Below are 16953 nucleotides of genomic sequence, written 5' to 3'. Positions count from 1 at the left end.
GCACAACCCATCACCGCGCCAGATCCATCTGCCGCCGCATTTCGCGAATGCTGCCTTCCAGCCCGCCGAAGATCGCCTCGCCGATCAGGAAATGGCCGATATTGAGTTCAGCGACCTGCGGGATGGCGGCGATCGGCGCAACATTGTCGAAGGTCAGGCCATGGCCCGCATGGGGTTCGATGCCGTTCTTGGCCGCCAGCGCAGCAGCATCGGCCAGCTTGCGCAATTCCACCGCGCGCGCTTCGCCGCTCAGATGCGCATAGGCGCCGGTATGAAACTCCACCACCGGGGCACCCAGCCGGATCGCCGCGTCAATCTGCGCTGCGTCGGCCTCGATGAACAGGCTGACGCGAATGCCGGCATCATTGAGCGCCGCGACGATCGGCCGTAGCGTTTCGAACTGCCCCGCCGCGTCCAGCCCGCCCTCGGTCGTGCGTTCCTCGCGCTTTTCCGGGACGATGCAGGCAGCGTGCGGCTTGTAGCGCAGCGCGATGTCCAGCATCTCCGCCGTCGCTGCCATTTCCAGATTGAGCGGCACGCTGAGCGCCGCCATCAGCGTTGCGACATCCTCATCGCGAATATGCCGCCGGTCCTCGCGCAGATGGGCCGTGATCCCGTCGGCCCCCGCCTTCACCGCCAACAGAGCCGCCTTGACCGGATCGGGATGATCCCCGCCGCGCGCATTGCGGATGGTCGCCACATGGTCGATATTGACACCCAGGCGCAGCGGTGCGGGGGAATGCGGCATTGGCTAGACCTTCCGGCTGCCCGGCTTGATTGCCGGGATCGCCGCCAGTTCGGGCGGCAGGGCATCGGCGTCATAGACCGGGAAATTGATCGACACGAGTGGATAGAAGGGCACACCGAGATCCACCTCGCCCGCCGAGCGGTCGACCAGCGCGGCTTCGGCGATGACGACGCCGCCCTCGGCCGCGACCGCTTCGATCGCCTGTCGCGAAGACAGGCCGGTGGTGACGACATCCTCCACCATCAATATTTTCTGTCCCGGCGATATGGCAAAGCCCCGGCGCAGTTCGAACGTCCCTTCGGGCCGTTCGAGAAATACCGCGTCCTTGCCCAGCGCCCGGCCGACTTCATGACCGATGATGAGGCCGCCCATGGCTGGCGAAACCACTAGGTCGATCTCCTGCCGCAATTCGCGTGGCAGCTTCTGCACCACGGCCAACGCCAGCCTGCCCGCCCGCTCGGCGCTCATCAGAACGCGGGCGCATTGCAGATAATTGGCGCTGCGGCGGCCCGAAGACAGGATGAAATGTCCTTCGAGCAGCGCCCCTGCTGCCCGGAATTCCGCCAAAACTTCTTCGTCGGTCATGCCGTTTATCTATCCTGTCGCGCGGTCCGCCCCCTGTTTGGCACGGCCCGCTTCCCTGTCGGCACGGCACGCACAGGCGCGCCATGATCGCGCCCCTGTGCGCGCAGCAGCGAAATAGGGGCCGGAAGGGAACGTTGCAACAGCGAAGAAAATCTGCTCCTGCTAGCTTGAGGCATCAAAAAACCATGCCTATAAGCCGCGGCAGAACCGACCGGGCGGGGACGATGCGCATTCGCGCGTCTTCGTTGCAGCGGCGCCAAGGGGTTACGGGGTAAGAAGACGCTATGAAACAGGTCAAATCGCTCGTTCTCGCAGGATTGTTGGCTTTCGCGCCGACAATGGCGATGAACGGTCCGGCGTTCGCGCAGGACAATGCCGCCGTCGCCGCACCGGCGGCGGAGACTGTCGCCGCGCCTGCTGATTCGGCTGCGCCCGCAGCGACGGTCGCCGCGCCGCCGCGCATGAAGCCGACCGAAGGCATCGGCATGCCCAAGCCGGGCGAGATCACCCTGCAGGAACAATTTACCTCGACAGGCAAGAGCGCGCGCTGGCTGCATGATGTCATGCTGCTGCCGCTGATCACGCTGATCTCCATCCTCGTGCTGGTGTTGATGCTCTATGTGATGGTGCGTTACCGCCGCAGCGCCAACCCCGTGCCATCCAAGACGTCGCACAACACCTTCATCGAAGTGATCTGGACGGTCGTCCCGGTCATCATCCTGCTGGTGATTGCGGTGCCCTCGATCGGTTTGCTCGCCGACCAGTATAAGCCTGCGCCCAAGGATGCGCTGACCGTCAAGGTTACGGGCTATCAATGGTATTGGGGCTATGAATATCCCGATGTCGGCGTCCCCGAATTTGTATCGAACATGCTGACCAAGGAGCAGGCGACGGCCGGTGGCGAACCGTTCCAGCTGGCCGTCGACAACCGCCTGATCCTGCCCGCCGGTCGTCCGGTCAAGCTGATCATCACCGCTGCTGATGTGATTCACAGCTTTGCGGTGCCGTCGCTCTGGGTGAAGATGGATGCCGTTCCGGGTCGCCTGAACGAAAAGAGCTTCACCATCGAAAAGCCTGGCGTCTATTATGGGCAATGTTCGGAACTGTGCGGCGCGCGCCATGGCTTCATGCCAATCGCGATCGAAGCCTTGCCGCCCGAACAATTTGACCAGTGGGTGCTGTCGCAAGGTGGCACGCTGCAGAATGGCACGGCCGCGCCCGATGGGCCGATGGGCCCGCAGCAGGGTAGCTCGCTGCCCGCACCGCCGTCCGGCGACATCGGCAACAACGCGCTTTAAGAGGGCAGATACGCCATGACCACTATCACCGCAGATCATCACGGCGATCATGCTCATGATCATCATGACGCCGATCACAAGCCGGCCTTCTTCCAGCGCTGGTTCATGTCCACCAACCACAAGGACATCGGCACCCTCTATCTGATCTTCGCGATCTTCGCCGGCGTTGTCGGCGGCGCGATTTCGGGCCTGATGCGCGTCGAACTGGCAGAGCCGGGCATCCAGTATCTGCAGGGCTGGGCCAATATCCAGCATGCGATGCTGGGCGCCGAGCCTGCCTCGCTCGATCAGGCCTATCACCTCTGGAACGCGCTGATCACCGCGCACGGCCTCATCATGGTCTTCTTCATGGTGATGCCAGCGATCATCGGCGGCTTTGGCAACTGGTTCGTGCCGATCATGATCGGCGCGCCGGACATGGCCTTCCCGCGGATGAACAATATCAGCTTCTGGCTGCTTATCCCCGCCTTCGCGCTGCTGCTCGGCTCGGCCTTCGTGCCTGGTGGCACCGGCTATGGCGCGGGCACTGGCTGGACGGTCTATGCGCCGCTGTCGACCAGCGGTTCGGCTGGCCCGGCCGTCGACATGGCGATCCTCTCGCTGCACATTGCGGGCGCTGGCTCGATCCTGGGTGCGGTCAACTTCATCACCACCATCCTCAACATGCGCGCGCCGGGCATGACCCTGCACAAGATGCCGTTGTTCGTCTGGTCGGTGCTGGTCACCGCCTTCCTGCTGCTGCTCGCGCTGCCGGTCCTCGCTGCCGCGATCACCATGCTGCTGACCGACCGCAACTTTGGCACCACCTTCTATGATGCAGCCGGCGGCGGCGATCCCGAACTGTACCAGCATCTCTTCTGGTTCTTCGGCCACCCCGAAGTCTACATCATGATCCTGCCCGGTTTCGGTATCGTCAGCCAGATCATCTCCACCTTCAGCCGCAAGCCCGTCTTCGGCTATCTCGGCATGGCCTATGCCATGGTCGCGATCGGTGTCGTCGGCTTCGTCGTGTGGGCGCACCACATGTTCACCACCGGCATGTCGGTCAATGTGAAGATGTATTTCACTGCCGCCACGATGGTCATCGCGGTGCCCACGGGCATCAAGATCTTCTCGTGGATCGCGACCATCTGGGGTGGGTCTATCAGCTTCAAGACCCCCATGGTCTGGGCGCTGGGCTTCATCTTCCTCTTCACCGTGGGCGGCGTCACCGGCGTCGTGCTGGCCAATGGCGGCGTGGACGACGTGCTGCACGACACCTATTATGTCGTGGCGCACTTCCACTACGTCCTCTCGCTGGGTGCCGTGTTCGGCCTGTTCGCGGGCTTCTACTACTGGTTCCCGAAAATGTCGGGCCGCATGTATAACGAGTTCCTCGGCCACCTGCATTTCTGGGTGTTCTTCGTGGGCGTGAACCTGCTGTTCTTCCCGATGCACTTCTTGGGCCTGTCGGGCATGCCGCGTCGCTATCCCGATTATCCGGAAGCCTTCGCCTATTGGAACAAGATCGCCAGCCATGGTTATGAAATCATGGCCGTTGGTATCCTGATCTTCTTCATCAACATCTTCTGGTCGCTGGCGGCCGGCAAGAAGGCCGCAGGCAATCCCTGGGGTGAAGGCGCAACGACGCTGGAATGGACCCTGTCCAGCCCGCCGCCCTTCCACCAGTTCGAAACCCTGCCCGTGATCGACGATGCCGCGCATCACTGATCGCAGCACGGACTGACATGATCGGGGGCGGGTGATGGTCGCCCGCCCCCCTTATGCTATATGCCCCCAAATGGTGGGGCCGGAACCGATATGACGACCGCGACGATGACCTCGACCCCGATTACGGCCCATTGGCGCGACTTCCTCGCGCTGACCAAGCCGCGCGTCATGACGCTGGTGGTGTTCACGGGTCTGTGCGGGCTTCTCGCCGCGCCTGGTTCCATCCATCCGGTCCTCGCCTTTACGGCCATCCTCTGCATCGCCCTTGGCGCAGGGGCGGCCGCCAGCCTCAACCAATGGTATGAGGCGGATATCGACGCGAAGATGAAGCGCACCGCCAATCGGCCGCTGCCCGCCGGGCGGATGGATCGCCAGTCGGCGCTCCATTTCGGCGTCGGCCTGTCCTTCTTCTCGGTCATCCTGATGGGCATGGCGACCAACTGGCTCGCCGCTGCGGTCCTGGCCGTCTCGATCCTTTTCTACGTCTTCGTCTACACCATCTGGCTCAAGCCCCGTACGGCGCAGAATATCGTCATCGGCGGCGCAGCGGGCGCATTCCCGCCAGTCATCGGCTGGGCCGCCGTCACTGGCGATATCACCGCGCTGCCGATCGCGCTGTTCATGCTGATCTTCTTTTGGACACCGCCCCATTTCTGGGCGCTCGCGCTGTTCGTGAAGACCGATTATGCCGCTGCCGGTATTCCGATGCTGCCCGTCGTGTCCGGCGAAGTCGTCACCCGCCGCCAGATCTGGTTCTACACCGCGATCATGGCGGTCGCGGCCATGGCCCCGGTGCTTCTGCGCCTGACCGGGCCGATCTACGGCACGGTCGCCTTTCTCGGCACGGCACTGTTCGCGGTTTTCGCCTTCCAGGTCTATCGCCGCCGTGAAAGCGATCAGACGCGGATGGGGCCGGAGCGGCGTCTGTTCAAATATTCGATCCTCTATCTTTTCCTTCTCTTTGGAGCAGTGGTCGTCGACCGCTGGGTAATGGCATGACCCCCGAAGAAGAAGACATCATCCGCGCCCGGCAGAAGTCGCGCTCGCTCGTCACGGGCCTGCTGCTCGGCTTTTTCGTCATCCTCTTCTTCGCCATCACCCTGGCGAAGATCGGCACGAGCGACACGCTATGATGGCAACACTACCGCCGTCCCCCTTCGATCGCGACCGGCGCAACCGCCGGACGATGCTCACCATGGCGGGCGTCGGCCTGTCGATGCTGGCGCTCGGTTTCGCGTCGGTCCCGCTCTACCGCATCTTTTGTGAACAGACCGGGTTCGGCGGCACCACCATGCGCGCGGACGCCAATGTGCAGGTCAGCGAAGCGGCTGGCCACGCCATGTCGATCCGCTTCGATTCGAACGTCCAGCCAGGCATGCCCTGGCAATTCTACCCCGAACATCGGACGGACACCGTCACCGTCGGGCGCAAGGACATGGCGATCTTCATCGCGAAGAACATGTCCGACAAGCCAGTGACCGGCACCGCCAGTTTCAACGTCACGCCCAGCCAGGCGGGCGCTTATTTCACCAAGATCCAGTGTTTCTGCTTCACCGAGCAGACCTTGCAGCCGGGCCAGGAGGTGCGGATGCCCGTCCTCTATTTCGTCGATCCCAAGATCCTCGACGATCCCGACAACAAGGACACGCAACAGATTACGCTGAGCTACACATTCTACCCGGTTGAGCCGGGCAAGAAGGCAAGCTAAGGCAAGCAACGATAACGCGAACAGGGAAGAGCACGTCATGGCAGGCGCCAAGAATCACGATTATCATATTCTCCCGCCCAGCATCTGGCCGTTGTTCGGTTCGATGTCGGTGCTGATCATGGCGTTCGGCGCGATCATGTGGATGCATCCCGATGCACTGCCCGCCGGCGGCGGCTGGGTGTTCATGCTCGGTTTCGCGGGCGTTCTCTTCACCTTCTACAGCTGGTGGGCGCATGTCGTCGCCGAGGCCCATGCCGGTGATCATACCCCGGTGGTGCAACTCCATCTGCGCTACGGCATGATCCTGTTCATTGCGTCCGAAGTGATGTTTTTCGTCGGCTGGTTCTGGGCCTTTTTCGATTTCGCCCTGTTCCCCAGCGAACTTCCCCCGATCGACGGCCTGTTCCCGTCCAAGGGCGTGGAAGTGATGAATGCCTTCGAACTGCCCCTGCTCAACACGCTGATCCTGCTCTGTTCGGGCACGACCATCACCTGGTCGCACCATGCGCTGATCCACGGCGATCGCGATGGCATGATCAAGGGTCTGTGGTGCACGATCATCCTGGGCGCGGTCTTCTCCTGCGTGCAGGCCTATGAATATGCCCACGCCCCGTTCGATTTCGGCGGCAATCCCTATAGCTCGGCCTTCTACATGGCGACCGGCTTCCATGGCTTCCACGTTCTGGTCGGCACGATCTTCCTGATCGTCAACCTGGCGCGCGCCTATAAGGGCCACTTCACCCCGCGTCAGCATTTCGGCTTCGAAGCGGCCGCCTGGTACTGGCACTTCGTCGACGTGGTGTGGCTGTTCCTCTTCGTCGCCATCTATGTCTGGGGTGGCTGGGGCGCGCCGGTTCACGGCTAAGCACCATCCCCGATAATGAGACGCACGGCCGGGGCATCGCTCCGGCCGTTTTCTTTTGCGCCGCGGGGCGCTATGCATCCAGCCCATGGACCCCTTGCCCGATCCCGCCCCGCGCACCACGCGCATCCCCCTGATCCCGACCATCATCGTTGCGCTCGCCGTCCTGGTCATGATCGGCCTCGGCATCTGGCAGATTGATCGGCGTGCCGAAAAGACAGCGGCGTTGAACCTAGCGGCCAGCAATCCCGGCAAGCCGCCCGTCGCCTTTCCGGCGATGCCCCCGGTCGGACCCGACCTGCTCTTTCGCCCTTCGTCGCTCCATTGCCTGCGCGTGGTCGGCTGGCAGGTGGAGGCTGGCCGCGCGGCGGACGGCAGCACCGGCTATCGCCATATCGCGCAATGTGCGACCGGCGCGGAAGGACCGGGCGCACTCGTCGCGATCGGCGTGACGCAGCGGCCCGATGCCAAGCCCGATTGGACCGGCGGCCAGATCGCAGGATGGATCAGCGAAGAGCCGGACCATCGCGCCCTCATTTCGCGCATAGGCGGCAAGGCGACGCCGCTGCGACCCATGCTCATCGCGCGCACCGCGCCAACGGGCATGAAGGCCAGCGCGCCGCCCAGCGCGGCCGACGTCCCCAACAATCATCTCGCCTATGCGGTGCAGTGGTTCTTCTTCGCCGCAATCGCCATCATCATCTATATTCTCGCGCTGCGCCGCCGGAACGCGGCCAAAGCCCCGTAAATACTTGCCCAGCGGCGCGTGGGTCGCTACCGCGCTTTCCCATCATGCAATATCAAAGCACCAGGGGGAGCGCGCCGTCGCTCGGTTTCGAGGATGTGACGCTGGCGGGGCTGGCGTCCGATGGCGGGCTATATCTGCCGACAAGTTGGCCCAGTTTCTCGGCCGACGACATTCGCGCCCTTGGCGGCCTGTCCTATGTCGAAACCGCGGTGCGGGTCATGACGCCCTTCGTCGCGGAATCGCTGACCGAAGAAGAACTGCGCGAGCTTTGCACCACTGCCTATAGCCGGTTCAGCCATCAGGCGGTCGTGCCGCTGGTGCAACTCGATCATCAGCATTGGCTGCTCGAACTGTTCCACGGCCCGACGCTGGCGTTCAAGGACGTCGCGCTGCAACTGCTGGGGCAATTGTTCGAACGCTTCCTGTCGCGCCGTGACGATCATCTGACGATCGTCGGCGCAACGTCGGGCGATACCGGGTCGGCGGCGATCGATGCCGTGGCGGGTCGTGAGAAAATCGATATCTTCATGCTCCATCCCGATGGCCGGGTGTCCGACGTGCAACGGCGGCAGATGACGACGGTGCGCGCGCCCAACGTCTATAATATCGCGATCGACGGCAGTTTCGACGATGCGCAAGCGCTGGTGAAGCGCATGTTCAACGATGTGGATTTCTCGCGCCGCTTCAACCTGTCTGCGGTCAACTCCATCAACTGGGCGCGCTTGATGGCGCAGGTCGTCTATTATTTCTACGCCGCGGTTCGTTTGGGCGCGCCCGAACGGCCAGTCGCCTTTTCGGTCCCCACCGGCAATTTCGGCGACGTGTTTGCGGGCTATGTCGCGGCTAAGATGGGGCTGCCCGTCGCCAAGCTGATCGTCGCAACCAACGTCAACGACATCTTGCATCGCGCCTTGTCCGACGGCGATTACAGCCAGGGTCAGGTCGTGCCGACCGCGACGCCCAGCATGGACATCCAGGTCAGCTCCAATTTCGAGCGGCTGTTGTTCGACGCGGGCGGTCGGAATGGCCAAGCGCTCGCCGATCAGATGCGCGGGTTCGAAGCCAGCAAGGCTATGCGCCTGACCAACGCCCAGCGCGACGGCGCGGCGGCGCTTTTCTCGTCGGCCCGGATTGATGCCGACAGCATGACCATGGCGATGCGCTGGGCCTATGACGGATCGGGGCAGATCATCGACCCGCACAGCGCCATCGGCCTTGCCGCCGCGCGCGAGGCTGGCGTCGATGCGTCGATCCCGGTCGTCACGCTGGCAACCGCGCACCCGGCCAAGTTCCGCGACGCGGTCGAGCGCGCGACCGGCACCCGTCCACCGCTGCCCGCCCGCGTCGGCGACCTGTTCGCGCGTGAGGAAAGCTATGTGAAGCTGCCCGGCACGTTCGAGGCGGTAACCGCCTATGTCGCCGAGCGCGCGACGCCCAGGGCATAACCAACTCCGTTCGGTTCCAGCTTGTCGAGAACCGGATGCGCGAGGGTTCTCGACAGGCTCGAACCGAACGGGAAATTGTTATGGAACTCAAAACCCTCATCGGCGAACCCTGGGCCGATTATGGCCTGATCGATTCGGGCAACGGCCGCAAGCTGGAGCGCTATGGCCGCTACCGTTTCATCCGCCCCGAACCGCAGGCCATGTGGGCACCCGCAACCGACGACTGGAAGGCCGACGCCGAATTCGTCCCTGGATCGGACGAGGATGGCGGCGGTCGCTGGTATTATGACCAGCCGGTCCCGGCCGATGGCTGGCCGCTGCGCTGGCAGGAAGTGACCTTCCAGTCGAGTTGCACCCCCTTCCGCCATCTCGGCTTCTTCCCGGACATGGCGCCTGTGTGGGACTGGATGCGGGAACGCACCGCCGACAAGGCGGAGGCAGAGGTCATGAACCTGTTCGGCTATACCGGCGTCGGTACGCTCGCCATGTCGGCCAGTGGCGCGCGCATGGTCCATGTCGATGCGTCGAAGAAATCGGTGGCGCAGGCGCGTGCCAATGCCGATCTTTCCGGCATGGCGGACAAGCCGATTCGCTGGATCGTCGAGGATGCGGCCAAATTCGTCGCCCGCGAAGTCCGGCGCGGCCGCCGCTATGACGGCATCTTGCTCGACCCGCCCAAATATGGGCGCGGCCCCGACGGCGAAGTGTGGCGACTGGAGGAGGATTTGCCAGCCCTCATCGCCAATTGCCGCCAATTGCTTGATGCCGATAGCCGTTTCCTGTTCCTGACCGTCTATGCCGTCCGCATGTCGGCGCTGGCGATCGGCGAATTGCTGCGGCAGGCGTTCGCCGACCTGCCCGGCACGGTCGAGGTCGGGGAACTGGCGGTGCGCGAGGAAGCGCGCGGCCTGTTGTTGCCCACCGCCATCTGGGCGCGCTGGCGGCGCTAAGCGTCACTTTGGCCTTTTCGCCTTGAGCCGCCCGCCCGGCTCCGGCATGGGTTGGTGATGCGCCTCATTCCTTCCATTGCCGCCCTGTCCCCCCTGCTGGTCCTGCTCGGCTCCTGTGTCGGCCCCGCGCAGCGCGCACCCGCCCCAGCGCCGACGCCCACCCCGCGACCCGGTCCGACCACACAGCCGATTGCGCCTGTTAGCCCCGCGCCGGTAGCTACGGAATGGCATAATCGCCCGACGACGCCCGGCACCTGGACCTACCGGACAGAACCGACCGGATCGGTCGCGTCATTCGGCCCCGCTGCGACTACTCCGCAGCTCGCCTTCCGCTGCGACCGGGCGACGAGCCGGATCGTCATAATGCGCATGGGAACCGGGCAGGGAGCGATGACGCTGCGCACGAGCTATGGCGCTGTCCTGTGGCCGACCACCAGCGTTGCCGCGCCGCAACCGCAGGTCCAGGCCGTCCGCGCCGCGTCCGACGTCACGCTGGACCAGATCGCCTATAGCCGGGGCAAGTTCGCGGTGGAGGTGCAAGGGCTCGCCCCGTTGATCCTGCCTGCCTGGGCGGAGGTTGCGCGGGTGATCGAGGATTGCCGGGGATAGGGAATTTCGACGCACTTGGGAAAAGCGCGGACGAAGAAGTATGATTCGAAAAAAGAATTTTACAAGGCTTGATCATCCTCCCCACCTGATTCACATTCGCGGTGTGGACAGGCTAAGGGCAGACGCCTGAAGCGGGCCACGCGGGCTTCAACATAGCGAAAGGAGGTGATCCGATGTCTCATGGTTCAGCAATGGGGTCGGTCAAGTCCATTCGGGAAATGCGCCGCTGAGCGACGCTGTGCCGTCGATCCTCCCTGCAAACGGGATTTCAAGCGCCAACAGACAGGCCATCCCCGTGCAGGCAGGATAGCGCGACAATCATTTCCCCTGGGCGGCACTTTCGGCCGCTGACCATGTCAATGATGGGCCGTCGAACCGTGGGTTCGGCGGCCCCTCTCATTTTCAGTGCACCGCATCTTTTTGCTATTTTCCCTATGCTTAAAGTCGCTATGCTTGTGATCGGCGGGCGGACGAAACAGGGAGTATCTCCATGTCCGTGATCCGTGCGTCCCATATTTTTTTCATCCTCGGTCTGTCTTTGTCCGCGTCGGCGATGGCCCAGACGCCCGCCGACGTTGCCGATCTGGTCGGTGCCAAGGGTGCAGGCGGCGAGACCCAGCTCAAAGCGCGCGGCTACCGCTTCGTGCGGATCGAAACCGGCGATGACCGCAAATGGACCTTTTGGTGGAATGGCGATCGTCGGCAATGCCTCAGCGTCGTCACCTATGACGGCCGCTATCAGGCCATCACCGAATCCCCCGCGCTCGATTGCGGCGAATCTGCCAGCGCGCCAGGTGGCCATGGTGGGGCACCCCACAGGCCCGATATCGGCTATGCGCGGACCCAGCCTGACCGTGCAGCACCAAGCTATGCTGCGGATGACAGCGCCCAGCCGAATGATCGGGTCCAACTCGGCCTGGTCTGTTTCGGCGATGGACAGCGGCCTGGCGTTGCCAACAGCTATGGCTGGACCTGGGATTCCGACAAAAAGCGCTATCGCTATGGCAATCGCGTCGAAATGACGGCGGAGCAGTTCGACGCTTCGGTCATGATCCAGTTCTGGGAGGCGGGCGGCCATATCAAGCTGCCCAGGAAACTCATCCCGCCGCTCCATTCGCGCGGCACCGACGATGGTTGGTGGGACATTTATAACGTCTCGATGCAGCCTGACCGGATTACCGGCGAATATCGGCTGAATGGCCTTAACAAGCCCCGGATCGAGATTAATCGCAACAGTGGACAGATCAGCATCAAGGGTTTGGCCGACTACGCCTTTCGCGGCACTTGCGACACCGTGGATGCCGCAGCGCATCGACGCTTCTGACGATCGCACCAGGAAAGGGACGGGGATTGGATTTTCTCAAGCTCATCCGCTCGTTCGAAGATCTGCTCTTCGAATTGCTGTGCTGGCTGATCTACTATCCCCGCACCCTCTGGTTGGTGGTGCGGCACCCGCTGCGCATGATCGATTATTCCAATCACGAACAGACTGATGCCGACGAAGAGCAATATACCGATACGCTCAGTCCGCCCCTACTGCTGCTGATCACGCTAGGCCTGTTGCACGGCTTGGAACTGGGCCTCAACACACAACATATTCAGGCGCATAATGCGGTGGGCGCAATGGTGGTCGGTTCGGATGAGAACCTCATCCTGTGGCGATCCTTCGTCTATGGTCTGCTCCCACTGTTCGCCGCTCTGCATGTTGTGCGGCGCAAGCGGCAGCCGCTCGAACGCAAATATCTGCGGCCGCCCTTCTTCGGCCAATGCTATCTGGTGTCGGTCTATGCGCTGATGGTCGCGATCGCCACGATGACGACGCAGCATGCCAGCCCGGAACGGTGGGTAATAGGGCAGAGCGCCGTCGGATTGGCGACGCTCTGGTATCTTTGGGTTCAATCCATGCTTTTTCGCACCATGTTGTATATGCGCCCTTTGCGGGCATGGGGCGGCGCGATCCTGGTATTTGTCGCCGCCTTGTCGGCGGCTATTCTAATTGCGCTGCTTACTTTAGGGCGTTGAGCGTTCAGCGCTCAACACCCTTCGCCTTCCCCCAGGCGCGCGCCGCAGTATAGCCCAGATAGCCCGTGCCAAAGAGCGCATAGAGCGGTTCGGGCAGGGCGTTGAAATAGGCGCGCATCCCGGCGATGATCGCGTCCGCCACTGCTGGTCGCCAGCCTGCGATCAGGCCCATCGGCACCGACCAGAGCAGCAGCGCATAGATGACATAGAGGAAGGTCGGCCGCGCCCGCCGCGTCCAGGGATCAGCCGCGTCGGCCGCCTCGCTTGTTTGCGTCATACGCCCCTCCCTAACCGATACGGTTGGCGAGCCAACCATAGAGGAAGGCTTCATTGGCGGGGCGGCGTTCGGCGAGCGCGATATAGCGTTCGCCCTGCATCGCGTCGATCGCCTTGAATAAGACGCGCTCTCCCGCTGCCCCACGCAGGGCGCGGAAGGCGCGCAAGGCACCAAGGGTGCGCGCGCCAATCACCCGGTCAAGCTTGAGGTCGGGATAATCCTGCTGGTTGCGATTGAGCGCGTTGAGCGCGCGCTGTAAAAAGCCGGTGGCCGTCGAAACGCCCATATTAACCGCGGTATCGAACAGTTCGGCGGCAATGGTGGGCGCGAGTTCGGCAACGAAGCCATAGCCCGGTTGGTCCCAATAGAGCCGTCGATAGATCGCCACCGCCTGGGCGCGGGGTAACGCCTGCATCGGGCCGACATAGCCATTGGCGCGCGCCACGGCCTGCGTAATCCCCCAATGTGTCGGCCCACCGCGATCGGCGGGATGATTGCTATAGCCACCCTCGCGCGCAATGACTTCGTCGATTAGGTCCGCAACGTCCATATCCGCCTCCTCATAATAAGAGGCGAATCATTTATCCTATATGGTTATATGTAGGACAGCGGAAAAATTCAGACGGCACCATAGGGATGGCGTTTCCGTCGCGAGTAAGAGCGTGGATCTGGCGGAATCCCCTGACAGGACTGGGAAATTCCGTCTCCCTCTCGCCCCGCCCTTGCAGAAACCATTCCATATGGGGCAATATGCACCAAAGGGTGCGGTTCATTCTCTGTAACCCGCTCCCCTCGATGCGAGTGCGTTTGTCCATGCCTCTTTCCGAAATGATTGCCAGCAGTGCGATCCCCGCCGTCATCAGCGACCCGCGCCTGCCTGACAATCCGATCGTCGATTGCAACGCAGCCTTCATGACGCTGACCGGCTATAGTCGCGACGAGATTATCGGGCATAATTGTCGCTTCCTCAAAGGACCGGCGACCGAAGCGGAACGAACCGACGAATTGCGCCAGGCGGTTCGCGAGAAACGTCCAGCGATCGTGGAATTGTGGAATTATCGCAAGGACGGCACGCCGTTCCGCAATGCCGTGATGGTCGCGCCGATCTTCGGCGAAACGGGCGAGGTCGAATATTTCCTGGGATCGCAAATGGCGGTGGGCGAGCCGGACGGGCAGGCGACCCAGCGGTCCGCCGAAGCGCGTCTGCGGATCGACGCGCTCACCGCGCGCCAGCGCGACGTGCTGGTGGCGATGACGGCGGGCAAGCTCAACAAACAGATCGCCTGGGACATGGGTCTGACCGAACGCACGGTGAAGATGCACCGCGCCGCCATGCTCAAGGCGCTGGGCGTGCGTACCGGGGCCGAAGCGATTCGCCTGGCGATCGAGGCCGGCTACTAAGCGGCGTCCGGCGACCGGTCGGCACCGCGAAGGGCACCGACCGGCTTTGCGTCAGTCGCGCAGCAGGTCGTTGATACCGGTCTTGGAGCGGGTCTGCGCGTCCACCCGCTTGACGATCACGGCGCAATAGAGGCTGGGACCAGGCGTGCCGTCGGGCAGGGGCTTGCCAGGCAGGCTGCCGGGCACGATGACCGAATAAGGCGGCACTTCGCCCATGAAGATTTCCCCGGTCGAACGGTCGATGATCTTGGTCGACTGGCCGATGAACACGCCCATTGACAGTACCGAACCCTTGCCGATGCGCACGCCCTCGACCACTTCGGACCGCGCGCCGATAAAACAGTCATCCTCGATGATGACGGGATCGGCCTGCAACGGCTCCAGCACGCCGCCAATGCCCACGCCGCCCGACAAATGGACATTTTTGCCGATCTGGGCGCAGCTCCCCACCGTCACCCAAGCATCGACCATCGTGCCTTCATCAACGAACGCACCGATATTGACGAAGCTGGGCATCAGGATCGCATTCTTGGCGATATGCGCGCCCGCCCGCGCGAAGGCGCCCGGCACAGCGCGGAAACCGGCAGCGCGGAACTCCGCCTCGCCCCAGCCAGCGAATTTGCTCGGCACCTTGTCCCACCAGAAGCCGCCGCCAGGGCCGTTTTCGATCAGCACATTGTCGTTCAGGCGGAAGGACAGCAGCACGGCCTTCTTCAGCCACTGATTGACCTGCCAACCGTCCGCCGTCGGTTCGGCGACGCGGCCCTTGCCGCTGTCGAGCAGCGCCAGCGCCTCATTGACGGCATCGCGGATCGCGCCCTGCGTCGAAAGGCTGACATTGGCCCGGTCTTCCCAGGCGGCGTCGATCGTGGCGATAAGGTCGGTCATGCGGTTTCCCCAAAAATGCTGGCCAGAAAAGGCCTCAGATGGTCGGTTTCGAAATCAATGAAATCGGGATGATGATCGTGATTGCCCGCTTCGGACCCGTTATTGACCCAGATGGTCGCCATGCCGATCGCCTTGGCGGGTGCCAGATTGCGGGCCATATCCTCGAAAAAGGCGGCGCGGGTCGGGTCGATGGCATGGACCCGGCACAGTTCGGCATAGCCCGACGGATCGGGCTTGGGCACATATTGGCAGGCGTGAATGTCGTGGATCAGCTCGAATGCGTCGCCCAGGCCGAGCTTGTCCAGCACCCGGCCCGCATAGGCCGCGTCGCCATTGGTGAAGATCAGGCGACGGCCCGGCAACGCGGCGATATGCGCGTTGAGGGCGGCGTCGACCTCCAGCCGGTCCATCGAGATGTCATGCACATAGTCGAGGAAATCATGCGGCGCGATGCCATGGTGATGCATCAGCCCTGACAGCGTCGTGCCATGCTCCATGAAATAGCGCTTCTGCGTTTCGCGGGCGACTTGCGGGTCGCATCCCAGCAAGCCCTGGATGAATTCGCCCATCTTCACATCGATCAGCGCGAACAGGTCCGTCTTCGCCGGATAGAGCGTATTGTCCAGATCGAAGATCCAGGTGTCGACATGGTCCAGTGCGCCAAGCATCGCCGCGCCCTAATCCGGTGCGCGGGTAAGGGCAAGGGGGCGAGGGGCGTCAAAACCTCCCCTTCACCGTCATCCCCGCGCAGGCGGGCCCCCATCGCCCCACCTCTCATCTCAGATCGACGGGCCAGCGACTATTAGATGCAAACCGTCAGCATCCCAGCGGTTCGCTGTCATGATAAAAAGCCTGCACGGCCTGCCAGGCATCCTCTGCCGTCTCGACCCAGGTCAACAGGTCGAGGTCGGCATGCGAAATCACGCCTTCATCGGCCAGCGCCTCGAAATCCACGACCCGGTTCCAGAAATCCTTGCCGAACAGCAGGATGGGGATGGGCTTCATCTTGCCGGTCTGGATCAGCGTCAACAGCTCGAACATCTCGTCGAATGTGCCAAACCCGCCGGGAAAGACGGCAAGCGCGCGGGCGCGGAGCAGGAAATGCATCTTGCGCAGCGCGAAATAATGGAACTGGAAGCTGAGTTCCGGGGTCACGAACCGATTGGGCGCCTGCTCATGCGGCAGGACGATATTCATGCCGATCGTCGTCTGGCCGACATCGGTCGCACCGCGATTGGCGGCTTCCATGATCGAGGGGCCACCGCCCGAACAGACCACGAAATGCCGACATCCCGCTTCGTTCACCGGATATTGCGCCGCGATCCGCGCCAGCGCACGGGCTTCCTCATAATAGCGCGCCTTGGCCGCCAGATTTTCCGCGATCTTCCGCTGCTGCGGCGTGGTGGCCGCGTCGATCCGTGCCTGCGCCTGGTCGGGTTCGGGAATCCGCGCCGACCCGTAGAAGACGAAGGTCGACTCGATCCGCGCCTCGTCCATCAGCAGTTGGGGCTTCAACAATTCCAACTGGAACCGCACCGGGCGCAAATCTTCGCGCAACAGGAATTCGGTATCCTGAAAGGCGAGGCGATAGGCGGCGCTTTGGGTTTGCGGGGTGCCGACCTGCTTGGCGGCATCGTCGGCCTCTTCGCGGGCCGGACGGAATTTGCGTTCTTCAATCTCTTTCTTAGTCATCCCCACGATT

General features: G+C 62.9%; 20 protein-coding genes. 13 read left to right on the top strand and 7 right to left on the bottom strand.

Annotated features, from left to right (window positions below):
- Nucleotides 1-10: 10 nt before the first annotated feature.
- A complete protein-coding gene (locus J2W40_RS16835) occupies nt 11-748 on the bottom strand; it encodes a pyridoxine 5'-phosphate synthase (RefSeq protein WP_310226970.1) in 738 nt (245 codons plus the stop codon).
- Between the two features lie 3 nt (nt 749-751).
- On the bottom strand, nt 752-1333 hold the full coding sequence (gene pyrE / locus J2W40_RS16830; protein ID WP_310226968.1) for an orotate phosphoribosyltransferase: 582 nt from the start codon (nt 1331-1333) through the stop codon (nt 752-754).
- Nucleotides 1334-1617: 284 nt separating this feature from the next.
- Here pyrE and coxB point away from each other — a divergent pair, with 284 nt between their 5' ends.
- The 12 genes from coxB to J2W40_RS16770 all read left to right on the top strand — a co-directional run bounded on the left by coxB (nt 1618) and on the right by J2W40_RS16770 (nt 12685).
- Nucleotides 1618-2631, top strand: coding sequence for a cytochrome c oxidase subunit II (coxB, locus tag J2W40_RS16825; protein ID WP_310226966.1), 1014 nt, complete (start codon nt 1618-1620; stop codon nt 2629-2631).
- Between the two features lie 15 nt (nt 2632-2646).
- Entirely contained in the window at nt 2647-4341 is a 1695-nt protein-coding gene (gene ctaD / locus J2W40_RS16820; RefSeq protein ID WP_310226964.1) for a cytochrome c oxidase subunit I, read from the top strand.
- Between the two features lie 90 nt (nt 4342-4431).
- Nucleotides 4432-5340, top strand: a complete 909-nt coding sequence (locus J2W40_RS16815; protein WP_310226962.1) for a heme o synthase — start codon at nt 4432-4434, stop codon at nt 5338-5340.
- Entirely contained in the window at nt 5337-5474 is a 138-nt protein-coding gene (locus J2W40_RS16810; RefSeq protein ID WP_171899237.1) for a hypothetical protein, read from the top strand. The genes J2W40_RS16815 and J2W40_RS16810 overlap by 4 nt, the downstream gene beginning before the upstream one ends.
- Complete coding sequence (locus tag J2W40_RS16805; protein ID WP_310227029.1) at nt 5474-6049, top strand: cytochrome c oxidase assembly protein; 576 nt, start codon at nt 5474-5476, stop codon at nt 6047-6049. The genes J2W40_RS16810 and J2W40_RS16805 overlap by 1 nt, the downstream gene beginning before the upstream one ends.
- Nucleotides 6050-6086: 37 nt before the next feature.
- Entirely contained in the window at nt 6087-6914 is an 828-nt protein-coding gene (locus J2W40_RS16800; protein ID WP_310226959.1) for a cytochrome c oxidase subunit 3, read from the top strand.
- An 85-nt stretch (nt 6915-6999) separates the two neighbouring features.
- Nucleotides 7000-7659: an SURF1 family cytochrome oxidase biogenesis protein gene (locus J2W40_RS16795; protein WP_310226957.1), complete on the top strand. Its 660-nt coding sequence runs from the start codon at nt 7000-7002 to the stop codon at nt 7657-7659.
- Between the two features lie 44 nt (nt 7660-7703).
- The gene (gene thrC, locus J2W40_RS16790) at nt 7704-9104 is read left to right on the top strand and encodes a threonine synthase (protein WP_310226955.1); all 1401 of its coding nucleotides are present in this window, start codon (nt 7704-7706) and stop codon (nt 9102-9104) included.
- An 80-nt stretch (nt 9105-9184) separates the two neighbouring features.
- Nucleotides 9185-10054, top strand: coding sequence for a class I SAM-dependent methyltransferase (locus tag J2W40_RS16785; protein ID WP_310226953.1), 870 nt, complete (start codon nt 9185-9187; stop codon nt 10052-10054).
- 57 nt (nt 10055-10111) lie between these two features.
- Nucleotides 10112-10663, top strand: coding sequence for a hypothetical protein (locus tag J2W40_RS16780; RefSeq protein ID WP_310226951.1), 552 nt, complete (start codon nt 10112-10114; stop codon nt 10661-10663).
- Nucleotides 10664-11216: 553 nt separating this feature from the next.
- Nucleotides 11217-11987, top strand: a complete 771-nt coding sequence (locus J2W40_RS16775; RefSeq protein WP_310226950.1) for a hypothetical protein — start codon at nt 11217-11219, stop codon at nt 11985-11987.
- Nucleotides 11988-12013: 26 nt separating this feature from the next.
- Nucleotides 12014-12685, top strand: coding sequence for a hypothetical protein (locus J2W40_RS16770; protein ID WP_310226948.1), 672 nt, complete (start codon nt 12014-12016; stop codon nt 12683-12685).
- 4 nt (nt 12686-12689) lie between these two features.
- Here the strand turns inward: J2W40_RS16770 and J2W40_RS16765 are convergent, their stop codons facing one another.
- Nucleotides 12690-12962, bottom strand: coding sequence for a 3TM-type holin (locus J2W40_RS16765; protein ID WP_310226946.1), 273 nt, complete (start codon nt 12960-12962; stop codon nt 12690-12692).
- Between the two features lie 10 nt (nt 12963-12972).
- Nucleotides 12973-13512 carry a glycoside hydrolase family 108 protein gene (locus tag J2W40_RS16760; RefSeq protein ID WP_310226944.1) on the bottom strand — a complete coding sequence of 180 codons (540 nt, stop codon included), beginning with the start codon at nt 13510-13512 and terminating at the stop codon, nt 12973-12975.
- Between the two features lie 278 nt (nt 13513-13790).
- Between J2W40_RS16760 and J2W40_RS16755 the strand changes: the two genes are divergently transcribed.
- A complete protein-coding gene (locus J2W40_RS16755) occupies nt 13791-14363 on the top strand; it encodes a PAS domain-containing protein (protein ID WP_310226942.1) in 573 nt (190 codons plus the stop codon).
- Between the two features lie 51 nt (nt 14364-14414).
- On the opposite strand, the gene dapD is transcribed toward J2W40_RS16755, so the two are convergent.
- From dapD to J2W40_RS16740, 3 genes are all read right to left on the bottom strand, one after another.
- Nucleotides 14415-15251 (bottom strand): 2,3,4,5-tetrahydropyridine-2,6-dicarboxylate N-succinyltransferase, encoded by an 837-nt coding sequence (gene dapD / locus J2W40_RS16750; protein ID WP_310226941.1) that lies wholly within the window; start codon nt 15249-15251, stop codon nt 14415-14417.
- Nucleotides 15248-15919 (bottom strand): pyrimidine 5'-nucleotidase, encoded by a 672-nt coding sequence (locus tag J2W40_RS16745; protein WP_310226940.1) that lies wholly within the window; start codon nt 15917-15919, stop codon nt 15248-15250. Before J2W40_RS16745 ends, dapD begins: the two co-directional genes overlap by 4 nt.
- 148 nt (nt 15920-16067) lie before the next feature.
- Complete coding sequence (locus tag J2W40_RS16740; protein ID WP_310226937.1) at nt 16068-16943, bottom strand: LOG family protein; 876 nt, start codon at nt 16941-16943, stop codon at nt 16068-16070.
- Nucleotides 16944-16953: the final 10 nt, after the last annotated feature.

Origin of the sequence: Sphingobium xenophagum (assembly GCF_031457465.1) — a bacterium.
Taxonomy (GTDB): Bacteria; Pseudomonadota; Alphaproteobacteria; order Sphingomonadales; family Sphingomonadaceae; genus Sphingobium; species Sphingobium xenophagum_A.
This window is presented reverse-complemented; position numbering and strand designations above follow the sequence as displayed.

Coding starts and splice junctions, on each gene's coding strand:
- J2W40_RS16800 (WP_310226959.1), top strand. CDS start 6,087: ATGGCAGGCGCCAAGAATCACGATTATCATATTCTCCCGCCCAGCATC.
- thrC (WP_310226955.1), top strand. CDS start 7,704: ATGCAATATCAAAGCACCAGGGGGAGCGCGCCGTCGCTCGGTTTCGAG.
- J2W40_RS16765 (WP_310226946.1), bottom strand. CDS start 12,962: ATGACGCAAACAAGCGAGGCGGCCGACGCGGCTGATCCCTGGACGCGG.
- J2W40_RS16755 (WP_310226942.1), top strand. CDS start 13,791: ATGATTGCCAGCAGTGCGATCCCCGCCGTCATCAGCGACCCGCGCCTG.
- dapD (WP_310226941.1), bottom strand. CDS start 15,251: ATGACCGACCTTATCGCCACGATCGACGCCGCCTGGGAAGACCGGGCC.
- J2W40_RS16795 (WP_310226957.1), top strand. CDS start 7,000: ATGGACCCCTTGCCCGATCCCGCCCCGCGCACCACGCGCATCCCCCTG.
- pyrE (WP_310226968.1), bottom strand. CDS start 1,333: ATGACCGACGAAGAAGTTTTGGCGGAATTCCGGGCAGCAGGGGCGCTG.
- J2W40_RS16775 (WP_310226950.1), top strand. CDS start 11,217: ATGGCCCAGACGCCCGCCGACGTTGCCGATCTGGTCGGTGCCAAGGGT.
- J2W40_RS16815 (WP_310226962.1), top strand. CDS start 4,432: ATGACGACCGCGACGATGACCTCGACCCCGATTACGGCCCATTGGCGC.
- J2W40_RS16835 (WP_310226970.1), bottom strand. CDS start 748: ATGCCGCATTCCCCCGCACCGCTGCGCCTGGGTGTCAATATCGACCAT.
- J2W40_RS16805 (WP_310227029.1), top strand. CDS start 5,474: ATGGCAACACTACCGCCGTCCCCCTTCGATCGCGACCGGCGCAACCGC.
- ctaD (WP_310226964.1), top strand. CDS start 2,647: ATGACCACTATCACCGCAGATCATCACGGCGATCATGCTCATGATCAT.
- J2W40_RS16760 (WP_310226944.1), bottom strand. CDS start 13,512: ATGGACGTTGCGGACCTAATCGACGAAGTCATTGCGCGCGAGGGTGGC.
- J2W40_RS16810 (WP_171899237.1), top strand. CDS start 5,337: ATGACCCCCGAAGAAGAAGACATCATCCGCGCCCGGCAGAAGTCGCGC.
- J2W40_RS16780 (WP_310226951.1), top strand. CDS start 10,112: ATGCGCCTCATTCCTTCCATTGCCGCCCTGTCCCCCCTGCTGGTCCTG.
- J2W40_RS16740 (WP_310226937.1), bottom strand. CDS start 16,943: ATGACTAAGAAAGAGATTGAAGAACGCAAATTCCGTCCGGCCCGCGAA.
- coxB (WP_310226966.1), top strand. CDS start 1,618: ATGAAACAGGTCAAATCGCTCGTTCTCGCAGGATTGTTGGCTTTCGCG.
- J2W40_RS16785 (WP_310226953.1), top strand. CDS start 9,185: ATGGAACTCAAAACCCTCATCGGCGAACCCTGGGCCGATTATGGCCTG.
- J2W40_RS16745 (WP_310226940.1), bottom strand. CDS start 15,919: ATGCTTGGCGCACTGGACCATGTCGACACCTGGATCTTCGATCTGGAC.